Genomic DNA, 20,315 nt, shown 5'->3' with positions numbered 1-20,315 from the left:
TTAACGGTCCACGTCGGCCATAACGAAATCGATACTACCCAGGTACGCGATCAAGTCCGCGACCATGCTGCCTTTGATCACCGAAGGGATCTGCTGCAGGTGCGGGAAGCTTGGGGTACGAATCCGGGTGCGGTAGCTCATGGTGCCGCCATCGCTCGTCAGGTAATAACTGTTGATGCCCTTGGTCGCTTCGATCATCTGGAAGGATTCGTTGGCCGGCATGACCGGGCCCCACGAAACTTGCAGGAAGTGCGTGATCAGGGTCTCGATGTGCTGCAGCGTGCGCTCTTTAGGCGGCGGCGTGGTCAGCGGGTGATCCGCCTTGTACGGGCCTTCCGGCATGTTGCGCAGGCACTGCTCGATGATCTTGATGCTCTGGCGCATTTCTTCGACGCGAACGATGCAACGGTCGTAGGCATCGCCATTGGCCGCCAGCGGGACTTCGAATTCGAAGTTTTCGTAGCCGGAGTAGGGGCGAGCTTTACGCAGGTCGAAATTGCAACCGGTCGAACGCAGGCCGGCACCGGTGACGCCCCATTCCAGGGCTTCCTTGGTGTTGTAGGCGGCGACGCCGATGGTCCGGCCACGCAGGATGCTGTTGTCCAGTGCGGCTTTCTGGTATTCGTCCAGACGCTTTGGCATCCACTCGACGAAATCCTTGACCAGTTTTTCCCAGCCGCGTGGCAGGTCGTGGGCGACGCCACCGATGCGGTACCAGGCCGGGTGCAGGCGGAAACCGGTAATGGCTTCGATCACCGTGTACGCCTTCTGGCGGTCGGTGAAGGTGAAGAACACCGGAGTCATGGCGCCGACGTCCTGGATGTAAGTCCCCAGGAACAGCAGGTGGCTGGTGATCCGGAAGAACTCGGCCATCATGATGCGGATGACGTCGACCTTCTCGGGCACCTTGATGCCGGCCAGCTTCTCGACCGAGAGCACGTACGGCAGGTTGTTCATTACGCCGCCGAGGTAGTCGATACGGTCGGTGTACGGAATGAAACTGTGCCAGGACTGGCGCTCGGCCATCTTCTCGGCACCACGGTGGTGGTAGCCGACGTCTGGCACGCAGTCGACGATCTCTTCACCGTCCAGCTGCAGGATGATACGGAACGCACCGTGGGCCGAAGGGTGGTTCGGACCCAGGTTGAGGAACATGTAGTCCTCGTTCGGGCCGGAACGCTTCATGCCCCAGTCTTCAGGCTTGAAGCGCGCGGCTTCTTCCTCAAGCTGTTGCTTGGCCAGGGTCAGGCTGAACGGATCGAACTCGGTGGCACGGGCCGGGAAGTCCTTGCGCAGCGGGTGACCTTCCCAGGTCGGCGGCATCATGATGCGGCTCAGGTGCGGGTGGCCGGCAAAGTGAATGCCGTACATGTCCCACACTTCACGCTCGTACCAGTTGGCGTTCGGCCAGATGCTGGTGACGCTCGGCAGGTTGAGGTCGCTCTCGGACAAGGCAACCTTGATCATTACGTCACTATTACGTTCGATCGACATCAAGTGATAGAACACAGTGAAGTCGACGCCGTTTGGCAGCCCTTGACGCTTGGTGCGCAGACGCTCGTCCACGCCGTGCAGGTCATAGAGCATGACGTACGGCTTGGGCAGGTTGCGCAGGAAAGTCAGGACTTCGACGAGTTTGGCACGGGCAACCCAAAGCACCGGCATGCCGGTGCGGGTAGGCTGGGCGGTGAACGCCTCTGGGCCAAAACGGTTGTTCAGTTCGACGACCACATCCTGGTCGTCTGCCTTATAAGGCGGGATGTACAGAGCACTGCCTGCAGTCATGGTTATTTATCGCTTTCGGTCAACGTAAAGAATGAAGCCAGGTTCTCGTTCTATAAAAGAAGCAGATCTGGATCAGACTTCGTCGGGGCTGCGCAGGTTGGTTACCTGAATACGCTGTTCGCGGCGCTGTTCCTTTTGCGAAGGCATCTCGGCGCGGTAAACGCCTTGATCGCCAACGACCCAGGAAAGTGGGCGACGCTCCTGGCCAATCGACTCCTGCAACAGCATCAAGCCTTGCAGAAAAGCTTCAGGGCGGGGTGGGCAGCCAGGCACGTAGACGTCCACGGGCAGGAACTTGTCCACCCCTTGAACGACGGAGTAGATGTCGTACATGCCACCGGAGTTGGCGCACGAACCCATGGAAATGACCCATTTAGGTTCGAGCATCTGCTCGTAGAGACGCTGAATGATCGGCGCCATCTTGATGAAGCAGGTACCGGCGATAACCATGAAATCCGCCTGACGCGGCGATGCCCGGATTACCTCGGCGCCAAAGCGCGCGATGTCGTGGGGCGCCGTGAAGGCGGTGGTCATTTCCACGTAGCAGCACGAAAGACCGAAGTTATACGGCCACAGGGAGTTCTTGCGCCCCCAGTTGATCGTGCCGTTGAGCACGTCTTCGAGCTTGCCCATGAAAATGTTTTTGTGAACTTGATCTTCTAACGGATCGGAAACGGTTTCCCGTTGGCCAATCGGATACTGCTCGTTAGGAGCATCGGGGTCGATCCTGGTGAGATTGTATTGCATTGCCAAAGCCTCATTGTTTCAGCTTCGCTTGCCGCTTAAGACGAGCTGCCGGAGCCCAGTCAAGGGCGCCCACTCGAAATAGGTAGACAAGACCTGCCAACAGAATTGCTATGAAAACGAGAGCTTCGACGAATCCGGTCCAGCCGCTTTCGCGGACGGACACAGACCAGGCAAAGAGAAAGAGGGCTTCGATATCGAAGATCACGAAGAGCATCGCGACCAGATAGAATTTGGCTGAGAGCCGCAAGCGGGCGCCACCTGTAGGTAGCATGCCGGACTCGAACGGTTCGTTTTTGCTGCGGCCCCAGGCTTTTGACCCGAGGAGGCTGGAGACGCCGAGCATGAAGGCGCAAAGGCCGCCGACACCCAGAAGGAAAATGGCAAAGCCCCAGTTGTGGGCCATGAGTCCGGTCGCTTCGGGCATGCTGGTAATCCTTAACAGAGAGCAAAGGTCTCTGAGCTTGATAAAGAAATAAGGCAGTGACGATATGTCGCAGCAATCAATCCCGCTGATTTTATGGCTAAACACCCTGCAAGTAAAATTCCTATAGCGAAATTATTTATTGGAATAAGGACATGGCGTATCTCCAAAGCCCTGTAGCCCATACGGTTCGGGCATTAGCGGGGGTTTTGTCAAATATGTTTTGTAGGGAATGTAACGAACATAGTTTTCGATAAATGATAATCAATGTTATTTGGTGTGGTTTTCAAACTGTTTAGCGGGCGGCGGTTCGGCAAGTTGTCTTATATGTGCGTTACTGCAAGTAGCGCGCGGGGTGGTTTTACCTTGTTTTCCTGGTCGTGAAACTGCTCTGGATCAAGGTTTTTCCCTGCGCTCGCTCCTACAGAGGGGGAGAATCCCAGGCAAAAAAACGCCCCGAACCAGTCGGGGCGTCAGATGAGCGGCTTTGCGGTTAGCTTTTTATTCGGTCCGCAAGGGCCGTTTGTTTAAGCGAAGCAGATCAGTGGAACTGTTCTTCTTCGGTCGAACCGGTCAGTGCGGTTACCGAAGACGTGCCACCCTGGATCACGGTGGTCATGTCGTCGAAGTAGCCGGTGCCCACTTCCTGCTGGTGAGCCACGAAGGTGTAGCCCTTGGCGGCGTCAGCGAACTCTTGCTCTTGCAGCTTCACGTAGGCAGTCATGTCGTTGCGGGCGTAGTCGTGTGCCAGGTTGAACATGCTGTGCCACATGTTGTGAATGCCGGCCAGGGTGATGAACTGGTGCTTGTAACCCATGGCGGACAGTTCGCGCTGGAACTTGGCGATGGTCGCGTCGTCCAGGTTTTTCTTCCAGTTGAAGGAAGGCGAGCAGTTGTACGACAGCAGTTGGTCCGGGTATTCCTTTTTGATCGCTTCGGCGAAGCGACGGGCTTCGTCCAGATCCGGCTTGGCGGTTTCGCACCAGATCAGGTCGGCGTACGGCGCGTAGGCCAGGCCGCGAGCGATGGCCTGGTCGAGACCGGCGCGAACCTTGTAGAAGCCTTCCTGGGTACGGGTGCCGGTCACGAATGGCTGGTCGTACGGGTCGCAGTCGGACGTCAGCAGGTCAGCAGCGTTGGCGTCGGTACGGGCCAGGATAATGGTCGGTACGCCGGCGACGTCGGCTGCCAGGCGAGCAGCGGTCAGCTTCTGCACGGCTTCCTGGGTCGGAACCAGTACCTTGCCGCCCATGTGGCCGCATTTTTTCACGGAGGCCAGTTGGTCTTCGAAGTGAACGCCGGCGGCGCCTGCTTCGATCATGCTTTTCATCAGCTCGTAAGCGTTCAGCACGCCGCCGAAACCGGCTTCAGCGTCAGCCACGATCGGGGCGAAGTAGTCGATGTAGCCTTCGTCGCCCGGGTTCTTGCCGGCTTTCCACTGAATCTGGTCAGCGCGACGGAACGAGTTGTTGATGCGCTTGACCACGGTTGGAACCGAATCCACCGGGTACAGCGACTGGTCCGGGTACATCGATTCGGCGGAGTTGTTATCCGCAGCCACTTGCCAGCCCGACAGGTAGATCGCCTGGATGCCAGCCTTGACTTGCTGTACCGCCTGGCCACCGGTCAGGGCACCCATGCAGTTAACGAAATCTTTCTCGGGACGGAAGGATGGCTTGGCGCCCTGGGTCACCAGGTTCCAGAGCTTCTCGGCGCCCATTTTTGCAAAGGTGTGCTCAGGTTGAACCGAGCCACGCAGACGGACGACGTCAGCAGCGGAGTAATTGCGCTTCACGCCTTTCCAGCGTGGGTTTTCAGCCCAGTCTTTTTCGAGGGCTGCAATTTGCTCTTCGCGTGTCAGTGCCATGGAGATAAACCTCGTCGCGTCTTTAATCGAAAATGGTTCTGGGTGAACAATTCCTGCGTGCCAAATACGCTCATTCAGTTGGGGGCGTACATGGTTGCTCGCTGACCAGAAGCTTAGGCGGTCAAGTCGGGTTCGGCGGGGATGGCGACGGGATGAACGATGGGCTCGAGGGGGAGGTGAGCAGGTAAGGGCGAACTGGCGAGCGCATTCGGGCGTCGTGGGCCTTGGTGCGAACTTCAGTGTGGAGCCGGGTTACCTAATTACGCTTCCGTCCCTCGGGACAACTTCGTTCCAGTCGGCAACCTCGTCAAACACACCTTGTGGGCGGTACAGACACGAATCGGCTCGCGGGGTAGGGTGCGAACAGCGACTCGAAAGCCCTTGCCAGGGCCTCTGATTAGCGGGAGCGAGGCCATCATGCCTTTGCTTTTTTGGCTCGTCAAACGTTTTGTAGTGCTTTTTTTCAAGCACTACATCTTTGGTCTAATACGACTAATCAGTCAGTTTTTGGTGCTTTAGTCCAAGGTGTCGACTTTCACCCGTAAAGTCATGTCATCCCGGCCCTGAGTCGAGTAGCTGCGGGTCAGGCCCTGTTTGTCGGCCTGAGTCTGACGATTCACGCCGGCCAGGGTGATCCACTCGCCCAGTCGACCGCTGACAGTTGTGTCGGTACTTTGCACGTTCACTACATCGGGACGTTCCTGGCTCATCCGGTCACGGTTGGTGCTGATAGCCAGGTGAACGATGTTGCCGGTGACGCTGGCGGTGACGTAGAAACCCTGGGTGACATTGCGGTATTCGGTCTGGCTGCGCAGGTCGCCATAGCCGTCAGTCTGAGTGCTGGTGAGCGGCACGCTTTGGCCGACCTGGATTAGCGCCGGTGCGCCTTCGCTGGCCTGAATCTGCTGGATACCGCCTTCACGGCTGTCGGTGCTGCGATTGATGATGCGGGTTTGATTCGGCGCGGCACCGTTGACCGAGTAGCCCTGATCGCCCTGAAAGTTGTTTTCGTTGGTGTCGACGGTGATCAGTAAGCGTTTGGGGGCGGTGTCGAGTTGCGCGAGGAAGGTCTTGAGTTCATCGATCTTGTCGGGCTCGGCGTTGACGATCAGCTGGTTGCCGTAGGCGCTGACCTTGCCGTCCTTGCCGATGAAGTTCTGCGCTACTGGCAGCAGGTCGGCGCTGGTGCGGTAATTCAGGGGCACGATCTCGGTGGCGGCCATGACCGAAAAACTGCAGGTCAGCAGCAGCGTGGTGAGCAGGGTGCGTAGGGACATGTCCGTTTCTCCGCAAATCAAAGGTTTGATATTGCCAGTTTGTCGGCCCGGCGTGGTGCGAGTTGAATCACAGACAGCAAAACGCCCCGGCATCCGAGAATGGCGGGGCGTTTTGTGGTGTTCTTGATATGTATTTGTGGTGAGGGGGCTTGCCCCCGTTGGGTCGCGCAGCGGCCCCAAGATTTTTAGGGCTACTGCGCAGCCCAACGGGGGCAAGCCCCCTCGCCACAGGGAATCAAGCCGAGTGACGCACCATGTCCACATGCGGAATCCCGGCTTCCAGGAATTCCTCACTGACCATGCTGAAACCCAAGCGTTCATAGAACGCCGTGGCCTGCACTTGCGCGCTCAGCATCTGCTGCTTCAGTCCGCGCTTCTCGGCTTCACCGATCACCGCTTGCATCAGCGCATCGCCAACCTTCATGCCGCGCCAGTCTTTGAGCACCGACACCCGGCCGATGTGGCCATCGGGCAACAGGCGGGCGGTGCCGATCGGAAAGTCGCCTTCGAAGGCCAGGAAGTGCACCGCCGTGGCGTCATCGGCATCCCATTCCAGTTCAGGAGGAACGGATTGCTCGGCGACGAATACCGCTTCACGAATGCGCCGGATCTCGGCGTTGTCCTTTTGCCAGTCTGCGACACGTACGTGAATCTTATTCATCGGCAAACCCCAGGCTGCCCTGCTTGACCAGTTCACACAGCAGGCCACGGCCGTCTTCGTCGCTCAGCCATGGGCCGAGGTTATCGACATGTAGGGCGTCGGCGGCGCAGATCATTTTCAGCAGCTCGCGCAGCTTGCCCGGCAGGTAACGACTCTGGCCGCTGGCGAACAGCAGCAGGTCGTCGTCGACTTCCGACCAGGCCAAGCGCGCACTCGGGTTGCGGATCAGCACGGCACCTTCTTCGAGAGCGCTGAGGAAGTCTTGCTCTTCGACTTCTTCCGGGCCGACCACCAGTTCCGGGTAGCGCGGCTCGGTCATGAACTGGCCGAACCAGGTCAGCAGCAGGCGCTCGTCGCTCATGTGCTCGGCCAGCAGGCTTTTGAGGCGATCGAGGGCATCATGCTGGATTTGATGAGGATCGACCGCCGGCAGGGCGTCGGCGTCGGTGTAGCGCTCTTCGTCCGTCAGGAACTGGCTGAGGAAGTCGGTGAAGTGGGTCAGCACTTCAGCGGCGCTCGGGGCGCGGAAACCGACCGAGTAGGTCATGCAGTCGTCGACAGCCACGCCACAGTGAGCCAGGCGCGGCGGCAGGTAGAGCATGTCGCCCGGTTCCAGTACCCACTCATCGGTGGCTTCGAATTCGGCGAGGATGCGCAGGTCCGCGTGCTGCAGCAGCGGGCTCTCGGTATCGCACATCTGGCCGATTTTCCAGTTGCGCTTGCCGTGGCCTTGCAGCAGGAACACGTCGTAGTTATCGAAGTGCGGGCCGACGCTGCCACCTGGGGCGGCGAAGCTGATCATCACGTCGTCGACGCGCCAGCTCGGCAGGAAGCGGAAGTTTTCCAGCAGTTCGGCGACTTCCGGCACGAATTGGTCGACGGCTTGCACCAGCAGGGTCCATTCGCGTTCCGGCAGTTTGCTGAATTCGTCTTCGGCGAACGGGCCGCGGCGCAATTCCCAAGGGCGCTCACCGTGCTCGATCACCAGGCGCGATTCGACTTCTTCTTCCAGCGCCAGGCCGGCCAGTTCGTCGGCGTCGATCGGGCTTTCGAAATCAGGAATCGCCTGACGGATCAGCAGCGGTTTTTTCTGCCAGTAGTCGCGCAGGAATTCCCGTGCCGTGATGCCGCCCAGAAGTTGAAGAGGAATGTCAGGATTCATGTGTAACCTATTGAAAAAATGCACTTTTCAGACGGGAATAAAAACGCCCGGCGGCGCCGGGCGTCTCAAACGGGTAGAGCGGTCGATCAGATGCGTTTGGCTTGTGCTACAGCGTTGCCGATGTAGTTGGCCGGGGTGAGCAGTTTCAGCTCAGCCTTGGCGGCGGCTGGCATGTCCAGGCCGTCGATGAAAGTTTGCAGTGCTTCAGGGCTGATGCCCTTGCCGCGCGTCAGCTCTTTGAGCTTCTCGTACGGGTTTTCGATGTTGTAGCGACGCATCACGGTCTGGATCGGCTCGGCCAATACTTCCCAGCAAGCGTCCAGGTCGGCGGCAATCTTTTGCTCGTTGAGCTCCAGTTTGCTGATGCCTTTGAGGCTGGCTTCGTACGCGATCACGCTGTGGGCGAAGCCGACACCGAGGTTGCGCAGTACGGTGGAGTCGGTCAGGTCGCGCTGCCAGCGGGAGATTGGCAGTTTGCTCGCCAGGTGCTGGAACAGTGCGTTGGCGATGCCCAGGTTGCCTTCGGAGTTTTCGAAGTCGATCGGGTTGACCTTGTGCGGCATGGTCGACGAACCGATTTCGCCAGCGATGGTGCGCTGTTTGAAATAACCCAGGGAGATGTAGCCCCAGATGTCGCGGTCGAAGTCGATCAGGATGGTGTTGAAGCGCGCGATCGCGTCGAACAGCTCGGCGATGTAGTCGTGCGGTTCGATCTGCGTGGTGTACGGGTTGAAGCCCAGGCCCAGCTCGTCTTCGATGAAGGCGCGGGCGTTGGCTTCCCAGTCGATCTCAGGGTAGGCCGACAGGTGAGCGTTGTAGTTGCCGACGGCGCCGTTGATCTTGCCCAGCAGCGGAACCGCGGCGACTTGAGCGATTTGACGCTCCAGACGGTAAACCACGTTCGCCAGCTCTTTGCCCAGGGTGGTCGGCGATGCCGGTTGACCGTGGGTGCGCGACAGCATCGGCACTTCTGCGAAACGGATGGCCAGTTCGCGGATGGCGTTGGCGGTCTGGCGCATCAGCGGCAGCATCACGTCATCACGGCCTTCACGCAGCATCAGGGCGTGGGACAGGTTGTTGATGTCCTCGCTGGTGCAGGCAAAGTGGATGAACTCGCTGACCTTGGCCAGTTCCGGCAGCTTGGCCGCCTGCTCTTTGAGCAGGTATTCAATGGCTTTGACGTCGTGGTTGGTGGTGCGCTCGATCTCTTTGACACGCTCGGCGTGCTCCAGAGAGAAGTTTTCCGCCAGGGTGTTCAACACCGCGTTGGCTTCGGCGGAGAACGCCGGCACTTCGCTGATGGCAGGGTGAGCGGCCAGGCGCTGGAGCCAGCGCACTTCAACCAGAACGCGAGCACGGATCAGGCCGTATTCGCTGAAAATAGGGCGCAGGGCCTGGGTTTTGCCGGCGTAGCGGCCGTCAACAGGGGAAACCGCAGTGAGCGAAGAGAGCTGCATGGGGTGTTCTCGGACAGTCGGGCAACGAAATGGGGCGCGTATCATACATGAAAAAAATCCGCCGGTCCGTTGCCAACTGACCGGCGTATTACGCGTTACTGACTACAAAACGGTATTGCGGGCGCGGTTCAGCTGCTGCGCATCAGCGGGTAAAGCTCTTTAAGCAACTTGCGTCGGCTGATCACCAACTGCCAGCGATGACCGCCCAACTGCCGCCACAGGCGTGCCGAACGAATCCCGGCCAGCAACAGTGCGCGGATTTTCGAGGCATTGCTCGGTTGCTGCAGGTTGCGCATGTCGCCATGCACCTGAATCCGTTGGCGCAAGGTGCTCAGGGTGTCCTGGTACAGCGCACCGCAAGCGGCGATCACGTTTTCGTGGGCCGGGCCAAAGTGTTCGACCTGGGACTGAATCTGCGGCAGGCGTTTGCCGATCACGTCCAGCATGTCATTGCGCTTGGCCAATTGGCGCTCCAGTCCCAGCATCGCCAGGGCGTAGCGCAGCGGTTCGCGCTGAAGGGTGCTGGGGTCGCGTTCCAGGGCGCCGATCAATGCGCGATAGCCTTCGCGCAAATTGATGTCGTCGCCGCCGTACACTTCCAGAGTGTCCTTGGGGTCGCGAATCAACAGGCTGCCGAGCATGCAAGTCAGGCCGGCTTCGTTGGTCTGCCCGGTCTTGGCTATCTTGTCGACCAGCACGGCGGCGAGAAACACGCCGCCCAGGGCCGTCAGTTGCTCCTGAGTCGGGCTCATGAACGCTGGTCCTTGCTGGTCCAGGGTTCAGCCACTTCGATCACGCCGCCGCCGAGGCAGATTTCACCGTCGTAGAACACCACGGATTGGCCCGGAGTGACCGCGCGTTGCGGGTCATCAAAGGTGGCGCGGTAGCCGGTGGCGGTCTTTTCCAGGGTGCAAGGCTGGTCGCTCTGGCGATAACGCACTTTGGCGGTCAGCCTGCGCGGCTCGGTCAAGTCGATCGGGTTGACCCAATAGATGTCCGAGGCGAGCAGGGCGCGCGAGAACAGCTGCGGGTGGGCATTGCCCTGGCCAACGATCAGCTCGTTGTGTTCCAGGTCCTTGATCAACACGTACCACGGCTCTTCACCGGCGTCTTTCAGGCCGCCGATGCCCAGGCCCTGGCGCTGGCCGATGGTGTGATACATCAGGCCATGGTGGCGGCCGATGACTTCACCGTCGGTGGTCTTGATCTCGCCGGGTTGGGCCGGCAGGTATTGCTTGAGGAAATCGCTGAAGCGACGTTCGCCGATAAAGCAGATTCCGGTGGAGTCCTTTTTCTTCGCGGTGGCCAGGTCGTGTTTCTCGGCAATCGCGCGGACTTCGGGTTTTTCCAGCTCGCCGACCGGGAACAGGGTCTTGGCGATCTGTTCGCCGCCGACGGCGTGCAGGAAGTAGCTCTGGTCCTTGTTCGGATCCAGGCCCTTGAGCAATTCGGTGCGACCATCGATGTCGCGGCGACGCACGTAGTGGCCGGTGGCGATCAGGTCGGCGCCGAGCATCATGGCGTAGTCGAGGAACGCCTTGAACTTGATCTCGCGGTTGCACAGGATGTCCGGGTTCGGCGTGCGGCCGGCCTTGTATTCGGCCAGGAAGTGCTCGAACACGTTGTCCCAGTACTCGGCGGCGAAGTTGGCGGTGTGCAGCTTGATGCCAATCTTGTCGCAAACGGCCTGCGCGTCCGCCAGGTCATCCATGGCGGTGCAGTATTCCGTTCCGTCGTCTTCTTCCCAGTTCTTCATGAACAGGCCTTCCACCTCATAGCCTTGCTCGATCAGCAGGAGAGCGGAAACGGAAGAGTCCACGCCGCCGGACATACCGACAATGACGCGCTTCTTTTGTGTGGCAGAAGGGGCTGGATCACGCATAGGGATTTAATGAGTGTCTTGAAAAAGGACGCGATTCTAGCAGGCTCAAGCCTGCAAGGCTAAAGAGAAGGGCGGATCAGCTCGAGGCTGAAGTGTTTACCGTCCAGATAATCATCGATGCAGCGGATGATCAGCTCACTGCGCCAGTTTGCGCGCTGTTGCAGCAGTTCGTCACGCGTCAGCCATTTTGCGCCGACAATACCGTCGTCCAATTGATAGTCGGGATGGTGTTTCAGCGCTTTGGCGGTGAAGCAGACGCGTTGATAGGTCACTCCGTTGCTCGGGGCGGTGTAGAGGTAAATGCCTATTACGCCGGTTGGCTCGACGTCCCAGCCGGTTTCTTCGAGGGTTTCGCGTACGGCGGCCTCGATCAGGGTTTCGTCCGGGTCCAGATGACCGGCGGGCTGATTGAGCACCGTTCGTCCGTGTTTGGATTCTTCGACCATCAGGAAGCGACCGTTGTCTTCGACGATGGTGGCGACGGTGATGTGGGGTAGCCAATCCATGAAATGTCCTCGATGTTGAATTTGAAGCGCTTTCCCTGTGGGGGGCAGTGTTCACATTTGAATGCTGTCAACGCTGAAAGCACAAACCCCGGCGCATGGCCGGGGTTTGTGATGTTCCCTTACAACCTTAAACCAACGCAGCAATCGCAGCGTTGAAGGTTGTGCTCGGGCGCATGGCCTTGCTGATCAGCTCGGCATTGGCGTGGTAGTAACCGCCGATGTCCACTGGCTTGCCCTGAACGGCGTTGAGCTCGGCAACGATGGTTGCTTCGTTCGCGGTCAGGGTTTTGGCCAGTTCGCCAAATTGCGCTTGCAGTGCAGCGTCTTCGGTCTGGGCGGCCAGGGCTTGAGCCCAGTACAGTGCCAGGTAGAAGTGGCTGCCGCGGTTGTCGATGTTGCCGACTTTACGCGATGGCGACTTGTTGTTGTCCAGGAACTGGCCAGTGGCCTGATCCAGGGTCTTGGCCAGCACCAGCGCTTTAGGGTTGTTGTACGTCACACCCAGATGCTCAAGGGAGGCGGCCAGGGCCAGGAACTCGCCCAGGGAGTCCCAGCGCAGGAAGTTTTCTTCCAGCAGCTGTTGAACGTGCTTCGGTGCCGAACCGCCAGCGCCGGTTTCGAACAGACCGCCGCCATTCATCAGCGGAACGATCGACAGCATCTTGGCGCTGGTGCCCAGTTCCATGATCGGGAACAGGTCAGTCAGGTAGTCGCGCAATACGTTGCCGGTCACCGAAATGGTGTCGAGGCCGGAGCGAGTGCGCTCCAGGGTGAACTTCATCGCGTCGACTGGCGACATGATGCGGATGTCCAGGCCGGAAGTGTCGTGATCCTTCAGGTAGGCCTGAACTTTCTCGATCACTACGCCGTCGTGGGCGCGCATTGGGTCCAGCCAGAAAATCGCTGGAGTGCTGCTTGCGCGAGCACGGTTGACGGCCAGTTTGACCCAGTCCTGGATCGGCGCGTCTTTGGTCTGGCACATGCGGAAGATGTCGCCGGCTTCAACCGACTGTTCCAGCAGCAGGGTGCCTTTGCTGTCGGTGACACGAACAACGCCGTTGGCCTTGATCTGGAACGTCTTGTCGTGCGAGCCGTACTCTTCGGCTTTTTTCGCCATCAGGCCAACGTTCGGCACGCTGCCCATGGTGGTCGGATCGAAGGCGCCGTTTGCCTTGCAGTCTTCGATTACCGCCTGGTAGATGGTGGCGTAGCAGCGATCCGGGATCACCGCTTTGGTGTCGTGCAACTGGCCGTCGGTGCCCCACATTTTGCCGGAGTCACGGATCATGGCCGGCATCGAGGCGTCGACGATGACATCGCTCGGCACGTGCAGGTTGGTGATGCCTTTGTCGGAGTTGACCATGGCCAACGATGGGCGAACGGCATAAACCGCCTGGATGTCCGCTTCGATCTGCGCTTGTTGCTCGGCAGGCAAGGCCTTGATGCGAGCGTACAGGTCGCCGATGCCGTTGTTCAGGTTGAAGCCGATCTGCGCCAGCACGTCAGCGTGTTTGGCCAGTGCGTCTTTATAGAACTCGGCAACGATCTGGCCGAACATGATCGGGTCGGAGACCTTCATCATGGTGGCTTTGAGGTGAACCGACAGCAGCACGCCTTTGGCCTTGGCGTCTTCGATCTCGGCGGCGATGAAGCTGCGCAGCGCGTTTTTGCTCATGACCGCGCAATCGAGGATCTCACCGGCTTGTACGGTGGTTTTTTCTTTCAGGACGGTAGTGGTGCCGTCTTGAGCGATCAGTTCGATTTTGACGGCGTCAGCGGCGTCGATCAGGGCAGCTTTTTCGCTGCCGTAGAAATCGCCGGTGCTCATGTGAGCCACGTGGGACTTGGAGTCCTTGGCCCAGGCGCCCATTTTGTGCGGGTGCTTGCGCGCATAGTTCTTGACCGACAGTGGTGCGCGACGATCGGAGTTGCCTTCGCGCAGAACCGGGTTTACGGCGCTGCCCTTGATCTTGTCGTAGCGGGCCTTGGCTTCTTTGTCGGCGTCGCTGGTCACGGTTTCCGGGTAGTCCGGCAGTGCATAGCCCTGGGCTTGCAGCTCTTTGATCGCGGCCTGCAGCTGCGGAACCGAAGCGCTGATGTTCGGCAGCTTGATGATGTTGGCTTCAGGTGTAACGGCCAGGTCGCCCAGTTCGGCGAGGTGGTCGGCTACCGCTTTGTCACCCAATTGCTCGGGGAAGCTGGCCAGGATGCGCCCTGCAAGAGAGATATCGCGGGTTTCAACGGCGATATCAGCGGAGGCGGTGAAGGCCTCTACGATAGGCAACAGTGAATAGGTGGCGAGGGCTGGGGCTTCGTCGGTGAAGGTATAGATGATCTTCGAGCGGGTGGGCATATTCGGATTAACTCTCTCTTCTTTGCTAAAGCGTGCATAGAAACTCGAGGGGCGCCGGGTAAGCGCGTTCGTTCAAAGTCATCCATGAGCCGAATGTCGAGGTTTCTTTGCGGTGATGTTGGGTGCATCGGTCGAGCGTCAAGCGGGTGGACTGCGGTAACAATCCTGCTTTTTCGGGCCCAGAGTCTCGGCTACATTTCCAGTGGCAGAGAGGTCGGCCGTCGTGACTCTGTGGTCAGCGGCGGCATTATACATAGGTAGCTGGCAATCTGCCGATGGTTCATATGCAACGATTCTCGTCCATTGGTCTAAAGGTCGCAGGCAGGCGTGGGGAGTAGCCTTGTATGGCGTGCTTGAGTTTGGCGCTTTTCCCTTTACTTTCAGGCTTGTACGTCACGAACTGTGCAGCTTCGCGGCAGATGGACGGAACATAGGGTTTGCGCGCCGATTCAACTGGGGTACGCTCGGACGAAGCCAGATGTTCAATCCAAACAATGGAGTTCAGCATGGGATACAAGAAGATTCAGGTTCCAGCCGTCGGCGAAAAAATTACCGTCAACGCGGACCATTCTCTCAATGTTCCTAACAACCCGATCATTCCCTTCATTGAAGGTGATGGTATTGGCGTTGATATCAGCCCGGTCATGATCAAGGTTGTCGATGCTGCTGTTAAGAAGGCTTACGGCGGCGAGCGCAAAATTTCCTGGATGGAAGTCTACGCCGGGGAGAAAGCGACTCAGGTTTACGATCAGGACACCTGGCTGCCTCAGGAAACCCTGGACGCGGTCAAGGATTACGTGGTTTCCATCAAGGGCCCTCTGACCACGCCGGTCGGCGGTGGCATCCGTTCCCTGAACGTGGCGCTGCGCCAGCAACTCGACCTGTATGTGTGCCTGCGTCCGGTGCGCTGGTTTGAAGGCGTGCCGAGCCCGGTCAAGAAACCAGGCGACGTCGACATGACCATCTTCCGCGAAAACTCGGAAGACATTTATGCCGGTATCGAATGGAAGGCCGGTTCGCCGGAAGCGACCAAGGTCATCAAGTTCCTTAAAGAAGAAATGGGCGTCACCAAGATCCGTTTCGACCAGAATTGCGGTATCGGCGTCAAGCCGGTTTCCCTGGAAGGCACCAAGCGTCTGGCGCGCAAGGCCCTGCAGTATGTGGTCGACAATGACCGCGACTCGCTGACTATAGTGCACAAAGGCAACATCATGAAGTTCACCGAAGGTGCCTTCAAGGAATGGGCCTACGAAGTGGCTGCCGAAGAATTCGGCGCGACCCTGCTCGACGGCGGTCCGTGGATGCAGTTCAAAAACCCGAAAACCGGCAAGAACGTCATCGTCAAGGACGCCATCGCCGACGCCATGCTTCAGCAGATCCTGCTGCGTCCGGCCGAGTACGATGTGATCGCCACCCTGAACCTCAATGGTGACTACCTCTCCGATGCCCTGGCGGCAGAAGTGGGCGGTATCGGTATTGCGCCGGGTGCGAACCTGTCCGACACCGTGGCCATGTTCGAAGCCACCCACGGTACCGCGCCGAAGTACGCCGGCAAGGACCAGGTCAACCCGGGTTCGTTGATCCTGTCCGCCGAAATGATGCTGCGTCACATGGGCTGGACCGAAGCGGCCGATCTGATCATCAAGGGCACCAATGGCGCCATTGGTGCGAAAACCGTGACCTACGACTTCGAGCGTCTGATGGACGGTGCCAAACTGGTGTCGTCTTCGGGCTTCGGTGATGCGCTGATCTCGCACATGTAAGCGAAGAGCGGCTGCAATAAAACCGCCCGGCTCGAGTGATCGAGTCGGGCGGTTTTATTATGACTGGATGCCTTGGGTGGTATGAATCAGCTCACGGCTTTGGCGTGGCTGCTGGTAGCGGCTGCGGCGGCTACTGCGTCAATGGCCACTTTGTCCGTAATGTTGACGGCGTGCAGCCCCTTGGGGCCTTGAACAATGTCAAAGTATACGGCTTGCCCGGCCTTGAGGGTCTTGTATCCATCCATCTTGATTGCCGAAAAGTGGGCAAAGAAATCGATATCCTTGCCATCCTCGTCGCGACCTTCTCCGGCGTCGGTGTTAATGAAACCGAACCCCTTGGCATTGTTGAACCATTTCACCTTACCGACAGCCATACTCATATCCCTCTGCAACAGACTCCATCACTGGAGTATCATCCAGTTAATCCGCAGTCTAATCTTGTAAATAGATTGACTCCGCGGACCTTTTTTACCCACTGTGGGCTCTATTGGTTGTAACACCGTTTTCCCGATAGTCAAGGTGACCGGGCAGTCGGAGTTGAAATCGCTGATGGCCGCCCCCACCACTGTATTTGCACAACTGACGAACCTTTCTTTCCATGCATGCAATCAGCCAGATTCGACTAACATTCAATCAGGATCGCCCTGATTTACACGACGACGATTCCGCAGGCATTGCTGTTCAGGAGGCTAAGCCTGCTTTACAGGCGCCGCCTATGTACAAGGTGGTTTTGTTCAACGATGACTACACACCGATGGATTTCGTCGTCGAAGTGCTCGAGGTGTTTTTTAACCTGAATCGCGAGCTGGCGACCAAGGTCATGCTGGCCGTTCATACAGAAGGACGGGCAGTATGTGGAGTGTTTACCCGCGACATCGCCGAGACCAAGGCCATGCAGGTCAACCAGTACGCCAGGGAAAGCCAGCATCCGCTACTCTGTGAAATCGAGAAGGACGGTTAATCGCCGACCACTTGGGTATGAGGTGAAGCTATGTTAAACCGCGAGCTCGAAGTCACCCTCAATCTAGCCTTCAAGGAGGCTCGTTCGAAGCGTCATGAATTCATGACCGTCGAACACCTGCTGCTGGCCCTATTGGATAATGAGGCTGCCGCTACCGTTTTGCGTGCCTGCGGCGCAAACCTCGACAAACTCAAGCATGACCTGCAGGAGTTCATCGACTCCACCACGCCATTGATCCCCTTGCATGACGAGGATCGTGAAACCCAGCCAACCCTGGGCTTCCAGCGTGTACTGCAACGTGCTGTCTTTCACGTACAGAGCTCGGGCAAACGCGAAGTGACTGGCGCCAACGTGCTGGTCGCGATCTTCAGTGAGCAAGAGAGTCAGGCAGTGTTTCTGCTGAAACAGCAGAGCGTTGCGCGCATCGATGTCGTCAACTACATCGCCCATGGCATTTCCAAAGTGCCGGGGCATGGCGATCACTCTGAAGGTGAACAAGATATGCAGGACGACGAGGGCGGTGAGTCTTCTTCTTCAGGCAATCCTCTGGATGCTTATGCCAGCAACCTCAACGAACTTGCGCGCCAGGGTCGTATCGATCCGTTGGTAGGCCGTGAGCTCGAAGTCGAGCGCGTCGCGCAGATCCTGGCGCGTCGTCGCAAAAACAATCCGCTGCTGGTGGGCGAGGCGGGCGTGGGTAAAACCGCGATTGCCGAAGGCCTGGCCAAACGCATTGTCGATAACCAGGTGCCGGACCTGCTGGCCAACAGCGTGGTGTATTCCCTCGATCTGGGGGCCTTGCTGGCCGGAACCAAATACCGCGGCGATTTCGAGAAGCGCTTCAAGGCGTTGCTCAATGAGCTGAAAAAACGTCCGCAGGCGATCCTGTTCATCGATGAGATTCACACCATCATCGGTGCGGGCGCTGCGTCCGGTGGCGTCATGGATGCCTCGAACCTGCTCAAGCCGTTGCTGTCGTCGGGCGATATCCGTTGCATCGGTTCGACCACGTTCCAGGAATTCCGCGGGATCTTCGAGAAGGACCGTGCCTTGGCCCGGCGCTTCCAGAAGGTCGATGTGTCGGAGCCTTCGGTGGAAGACACCATTGGCATCCTGCGTGGCCTGAAAGGGCGTTTCGAGCTCCATCACAACATTGAATACAGTGATGAAGCCCTGCGCGCCGCTGCCGAACTGGCCTCGCGTTACATCAATGATCGGCACATGCCGGACAAGGCCATCGACGTCATCGACGAGGCGGGCGCCTATCAGCGTCTGCAGCCAGTCGAGAAGCGCGTGAAACGCATCGAAGTGCCTCAGGTCGAGGATATCGTTGCGAAAATCGCGCGAATTCCGCCAAAACACGTCACCAGTTCCGACAAAGAGTTGCTGCGTAACCTTGAGCGTGACCTGAAGCTCACGGTATTCGGCCAGGATGCGGCGATCGACTCACTGTCGACCGCGATCAAGCTGTCCCGTGCCGGCCTCAAGTCGCCTGACAAGCCCGTCGGTTCGTTCCTGTTCGCGGGCCCGACCGGCGTCGGTAAAACGGAAGCTGCGCGGCAGCTGGCCAAGGCGTTGGGGGTCGAGCTGGTTCGCTTCGACATGTCCGAGTACATGGAGCGCCACACCGTATCGCGTCTGATCGGTGCGCCTCCAGGCTATGTCGGGTTCGACCAGGGCGGTCTGCTGACCGAAGCCATCACCAAGCAGCCTCACTGCGTATTGTTGCTCGATGAAATCGAGAAGGCGCATCCGGAAGTCTTCAACCTGCTGTTGCAGGTCATGGACCACGGTACGCTGACCGATAACAACGGGCGCAAGGCAGATTTCCGTAACGTGATCGTCATCATGACGACCAACGCCGGTGCCGAGACTGCAGCGCGTGCTTCGATCGGTTTCACCTATCAGGACCACTCGTCCGATGCGATGGAAGTGATCAAGAAGAGCTTCACGCCGGAATTCCGCAACCGTCTGGACACCATTATCCAGTTTGGTCGCCTCAGCCATGAGGTCATCAAAAGCGTGGTGGACAAGTTCCTTACCGAGCTTCAGGCGCAGCTGGAAGACAAGCGTGTGCTGCTGGAAGTCACCGACGCTGCTCGCAGCTGGCTGGCGGCCGGTGGTTACGACGTGACCATGGGTGCTCGACCAATGGCGCGCTTGATTCAGGACAAGATCAAGCGTCCGCTGGCGGAGGAGATTCTCTTTGGCGAACTGGCCGAACATGGCGGTGTGGTGCACATCGACATCAAGGATGGCGAGCTGACCTTCGAGTTCGAGACCACGGCTGAAATGGCCTGACGTTAACCGCAACAAAGCCAAAAGGCGCCGAAAGGCGCCTTTTTGCTGCCTGCCATGATCGTTCCCGCGCAGAGCGTGGAAACGATCCGCACACAAAAACGCCCGGCATAGCCGGGCGTTTTGTATTGACTTGATTAGCGAGCGCGGTAGGTGATGCGCCCTTTGCTCAAGTCATAGGGCGTCAGCTCGACGCGCACTTTGTCGCCGGTAAGAATACGAATGTAGTTCTTGCGCATCTTGCCGGAGATATGCGCGGTTACGACGTGCCCATTTTCCAACTCCACACGAAACATGGTGTTGGGCAGGGTGTCGACGACAGTGCCTTCCATTTCGAAGCTGTCTTCTTTCGACATGCAGTAAAGCCCTCGGTGTCCAATGAATGGCCCGGTGCAACTGCGCCAGGCAAAAGCGGCGTGCATTGTGCCCGAAAAGTGGGGTTTAAGCCAAGGGGTTCTAGTTCAGGATGACCCAACGTTGATTAATCAGCAGTTCGATAGGGCGATATTGGGTCTTGTAGCTCATTTTTTTGCAGTTTTTGATCCAGTAGCCGAGATAGACCGCTTCCAGCCCCAGGCGCCCGGCTTCGGCAATCTGCCAGAGAATCGCGTAACGCCCCAGGCTGCGACGCTCCTCGCCGGGCTCGTAGAAGGTGTACACCGCTGACAGGCCATTGGGCAGCAAGTCGGTGACGGCCACCGCCACCAGTCGGCCTTCGAGACGAAATTCGTAGAAGCGGGAGAACGGCAGGTCACGCACCAGGAAGGTCGAGAACTGATCGCGACTCGGCGGATACATATCGCCGTCGGCGTGGCGTTGTTCGATGTAGCGCTGGTAGAGGTCGAAATACTCCTCGCTGAACGTTGGTCGGGCCGGGCGTACCTGCAAGTCGGTATTGCGTTTGAGAATGCGTTTCTGCTGACGGTTGGGGGTAAATTGCGCCACAGGAATACGCGCCGGTACGCACGCATTGCAATTCTGGCAATGGGGCCGGTAGAGATGATCACCACTGCGACGAAAGCCCATTTCCGACAGATCTGCGTAGACATGCACATCCATGGGCTGACTGGGATCGAGGAACAGCGTAGTGGCCTGCTCCTCGGGCAGATAACTGCAAGAGTGGGGCTGAGTGGCATAGAACTTCAAACGCGCCAACTCGGTCATGATCAACCCTC

18 protein-coding genes are annotated in these 20,315 nt (G+C 58.5%); 3 read left to right on the top strand and 15 right to left on the bottom strand.

Annotated elements, in window-relative coordinates; all coding sequences use genetic code 11:
* From nuoC to AC1DQM_RS12605, 12 genes are all read right to left on the bottom strand, one after another.
* Window positions 1-1,785: an NADH-quinone oxidoreductase subunit C/D gene (gene nuoC, locus AC1DQM_RS12660; protein ID WP_018925512.1), complete on the bottom strand. Its 1,785-nt coding sequence runs from the start codon at window positions 1,783-1,785 to the stop codon at window positions 1-3.
* A 72-nt stretch (window positions 1,786-1,857) separates the two neighbouring features.
* Window positions 1,858-2,532 carry a NuoB/complex I 20 kDa subunit family protein gene (locus AC1DQM_RS12655; RefSeq protein WP_007940869.1) on the bottom strand — a complete coding sequence of 225 codons (675 nt, stop codon included), beginning with the start codon at window positions 2,530-2,532 and terminating at the stop codon, window positions 1,858-1,860.
* A 10-nt stretch (window positions 2,533-2,542) separates the two neighbouring features.
* Window positions 2,543-2,956 carry an NADH-quinone oxidoreductase subunit A gene (locus AC1DQM_RS12650; protein ID WP_007940868.1) on the bottom strand — a complete coding sequence of 138 codons (414 nt, stop codon included), beginning with the start codon at window positions 2,954-2,956 and terminating at the stop codon, window positions 2,543-2,545.
* A 538-nt stretch (window positions 2,957-3,494) separates the two neighbouring features.
* The gene (aceA, locus tag AC1DQM_RS12645) at window positions 3,495-4,820 is read right to left on the bottom strand and encodes an isocitrate lyase (RefSeq protein ID WP_477746274.1); all 1,326 of its coding nucleotides are present in this window, start codon (window positions 4,818-4,820) and stop codon (window positions 3,495-3,497) included.
* Window positions 4,821-5,335: 515 nt separating this feature from the next.
* Window positions 5,336-6,097 carry a secretin N-terminal domain-containing protein gene (locus tag AC1DQM_RS12640; RefSeq protein WP_018925515.1) on the bottom strand — a complete coding sequence of 254 codons (762 nt, stop codon included), beginning with the start codon at window positions 6,095-6,097 and terminating at the stop codon, window positions 5,336-5,338.
* Between the two features lie 235 nt (window positions 6,098-6,332).
* Window positions 6,333-6,758: a GNAT family N-acetyltransferase gene (locus AC1DQM_RS12635; RefSeq protein ID WP_018925516.1), complete on the bottom strand. Its 426-nt coding sequence runs from the start codon at window positions 6,756-6,758 to the stop codon at window positions 6,333-6,335.
* The gene (locus tag AC1DQM_RS12630; RefSeq protein ID WP_477746273.1) at window positions 6,751-7,920 is read right to left on the bottom strand and encodes a ribosomal protein uL16 3-hydroxylase; all 1,170 of its coding nucleotides are present in this window, start codon (window positions 7,918-7,920) and stop codon (window positions 6,751-6,753) included. Before AC1DQM_RS12630 ends, AC1DQM_RS12635 begins: the two co-directional genes overlap by 8 nt.
* 86 nt (window positions 7,921-8,006) lie before the next feature.
* Complete coding sequence (gene purB / locus AC1DQM_RS12625; protein ID WP_105343937.1) at window positions 8,007-9,377, bottom strand: adenylosuccinate lyase; 1,371 nt, start codon at window positions 9,375-9,377, stop codon at window positions 8,007-8,009.
* Window positions 9,378-9,505: 128 nt separating this feature from the next.
* Window positions 9,506-10,129 (bottom strand): high frequency lysogenization protein HflD, encoded by a 624-nt coding sequence (hflD, locus tag AC1DQM_RS12620; RefSeq protein WP_007940860.1) that lies wholly within the window; start codon window positions 10,127-10,129, stop codon window positions 9,506-9,508.
* Window positions 10,126-11,259: a tRNA 2-thiouridine(34) synthase MnmA gene (mnmA, locus tag AC1DQM_RS12615; protein ID WP_258612362.1), complete on the bottom strand. Its 1,134-nt coding sequence runs from the start codon at window positions 11,257-11,259 to the stop codon at window positions 10,126-10,128. Before mnmA ends, hflD begins: the two co-directional genes overlap by 4 nt.
* Window positions 11,260-11,318: 59 nt before the next feature.
* The gene (locus AC1DQM_RS12610) at window positions 11,319-11,765 is read right to left on the bottom strand and encodes an NUDIX hydrolase (protein WP_018925520.1); all 447 of its coding nucleotides are present in this window, start codon (window positions 11,763-11,765) and stop codon (window positions 11,319-11,321) included.
* Between the two features lie 127 nt (window positions 11,766-11,892).
* On the bottom strand, window positions 11,893-14,118 hold the full coding sequence (locus AC1DQM_RS12605) for an NADP-dependent isocitrate dehydrogenase (protein WP_477746272.1): 2,226 nt from the start codon (window positions 14,116-14,118) through the stop codon (window positions 11,893-11,895).
* Window positions 14,119-14,624: 506 nt separating this feature from the next.
* Here AC1DQM_RS12605 and icd point away from each other — a divergent pair.
* Complete coding sequence (icd, locus tag AC1DQM_RS12600; protein ID WP_019580084.1) at window positions 14,625-15,881, top strand: NADP-dependent isocitrate dehydrogenase; 1,257 nt, start codon at window positions 14,625-14,627, stop codon at window positions 15,879-15,881.
* Between the two features lie 86 nt (window positions 15,882-15,967).
* Here icd and AC1DQM_RS12595 read toward each other — a convergent pair whose 3' ends face one another.
* Window positions 15,968-16,255, bottom strand: coding sequence for a cold shock domain-containing protein (locus tag AC1DQM_RS12595; protein ID WP_064618787.1), 288 nt, complete (start codon window positions 16,253-16,255; stop codon window positions 15,968-15,970).
* A gap of 224 nt (window positions 16,256-16,479) precedes the next feature.
* Between AC1DQM_RS12595 and clpS the strand changes: the two genes are divergently transcribed.
* Together clpS and clpA are read left to right on the top strand one after the other, a co-directional pair.
* The gene (gene clpS, locus AC1DQM_RS12590) at window positions 16,480-16,842 is read left to right on the top strand and encodes an ATP-dependent Clp protease adapter ClpS (protein WP_015094394.1); all 363 of its coding nucleotides are present in this window, start codon (window positions 16,480-16,482) and stop codon (window positions 16,840-16,842) included.
* Window positions 16,843-16,872: 30 nt separating this feature from the next.
* Entirely contained in the window at window positions 16,873-19,143 is a 2,271-nt protein-coding gene (gene clpA, locus AC1DQM_RS12585; protein WP_018925524.1) for an ATP-dependent Clp protease ATP-binding subunit ClpA, read from the top strand.
* 134 nt (window positions 19,144-19,277) lie between these two features.
* On the opposite strand, the gene infA is transcribed toward clpA, so the two are convergent.
* Together infA and AC1DQM_RS12575 are read right to left on the bottom strand one after the other, a co-directional pair.
* Entirely contained in the window at window positions 19,278-19,496 is a 219-nt protein-coding gene (gene infA, locus AC1DQM_RS12580) for a translation initiation factor IF-1 (protein WP_002553999.1), read from the bottom strand.
* A 100-nt stretch (window positions 19,497-19,596) separates the two neighbouring features.
* Window positions 19,597-20,304 (bottom strand): arginyltransferase, encoded by a 708-nt coding sequence (locus AC1DQM_RS12575; protein WP_477746271.1) that lies wholly within the window; start codon window positions 20,302-20,304, stop codon window positions 19,597-19,599.
* Between the last annotated feature and the right edge of the window lie 11 nt (window positions 20,305-20,315).

The sequence above is a fragment of the Pseudomonas sp. 01L34 genome, from assembly GCF_056400265.1.
The sequence above is the reverse complement of the archived record's forward strand: the minus strand, read 5'-3'. Positions and strand labels throughout refer to the sequence as shown.

Coding starts and splice junctions, on each gene's coding strand:
- clpA (WP_018925524.1), top strand. CDS start 16,873: ATGTTAAACCGCGAGCTCGAAGTCACCCTCAATCTAGCCTTCAAGGAG.
- hflD (WP_007940860.1), bottom strand. CDS start 10,129: ATGAGCCCGACTCAGGAGCAACTGACGGCCCTGGGCGGCGTGTTTCTC.
- purB (WP_105343937.1), bottom strand. CDS start 9,377: ATGCAGCTCTCTTCGCTCACTGCGGTTTCCCCTGTTGACGGCCGCTAC.
- AC1DQM_RS12630 (WP_477746273.1), bottom strand. CDS start 7,920: ATGAATCCTGACATTCCTCTTCAACTTCTGGGCGGCATCACGGCACGG.
- nuoC (WP_018925512.1), bottom strand. CDS start 1,785: ATGACTGCAGGCAGTGCTCTGTACATCCCGCCTTATAAGGCAGACGAC.
- AC1DQM_RS12640 (WP_018925515.1), bottom strand. CDS start 6,097: ATGTCCCTACGCACCCTGCTCACCACGCTGCTGCTGACCTGCAGTTTT.
- clpS (WP_015094394.1), top strand. CDS start 16,480: ATGCATGCAATCAGCCAGATTCGACTAACATTCAATCAGGATCGCCCT.
- AC1DQM_RS12610 (WP_018925520.1), bottom strand. CDS start 11,765: ATGGATTGGCTACCCCACATCACCGTCGCCACCATCGTCGAAGACAAC.
- AC1DQM_RS12635 (WP_018925516.1), bottom strand. CDS start 6,758: ATGAATAAGATTCACGTACGTGTCGCAGACTGGCAAAAGGACAACGCC.
- AC1DQM_RS12575 (WP_477746271.1), bottom strand. CDS start 20,304: ATGACCGAGTTGGCGCGTTTGAAGTTCTATGCCACTCAGCCCCACTCT.
- AC1DQM_RS12655 (WP_007940869.1), bottom strand. CDS start 2,532: ATGCAATACAATCTCACCAGGATCGACCCCGATGCTCCTAACGAGCAG.
- infA (WP_002553999.1), bottom strand. CDS start 19,496: ATGTCGAAAGAAGACAGCTTCGAAATGGAAGGCACTGTCGTCGACACC.
- mnmA (WP_258612362.1), bottom strand. CDS start 11,259: ATGCGTGATCCAGCCCCTTCTGCCACACAAAAGAAGCGCGTCATTGTC.
- icd (WP_019580084.1), top strand. CDS start 14,625: ATGGGATACAAGAAGATTCAGGTTCCAGCCGTCGGCGAAAAAATTACC.
- aceA (WP_477746274.1), bottom strand. CDS start 4,820: ATGGCACTGACACGCGAAGAGCAAATTGCAGCCCTCGAAAAAGACTGG.
- AC1DQM_RS12650 (WP_007940868.1), bottom strand. CDS start 2,956: ATGCCCGAAGCGACCGGACTCATGGCCCACAACTGGGGCTTTGCCATT.
- AC1DQM_RS12605 (WP_477746272.1), bottom strand. CDS start 14,118: ATGCCCACCCGCTCGAAGATCATCTATACCTTCACCGACGAAGCCCCA.
- AC1DQM_RS12595 (WP_064618787.1), bottom strand. CDS start 16,255: ATGGCTGTCGGTAAGGTGAAATGGTTCAACAATGCCAAGGGGTTCGGT.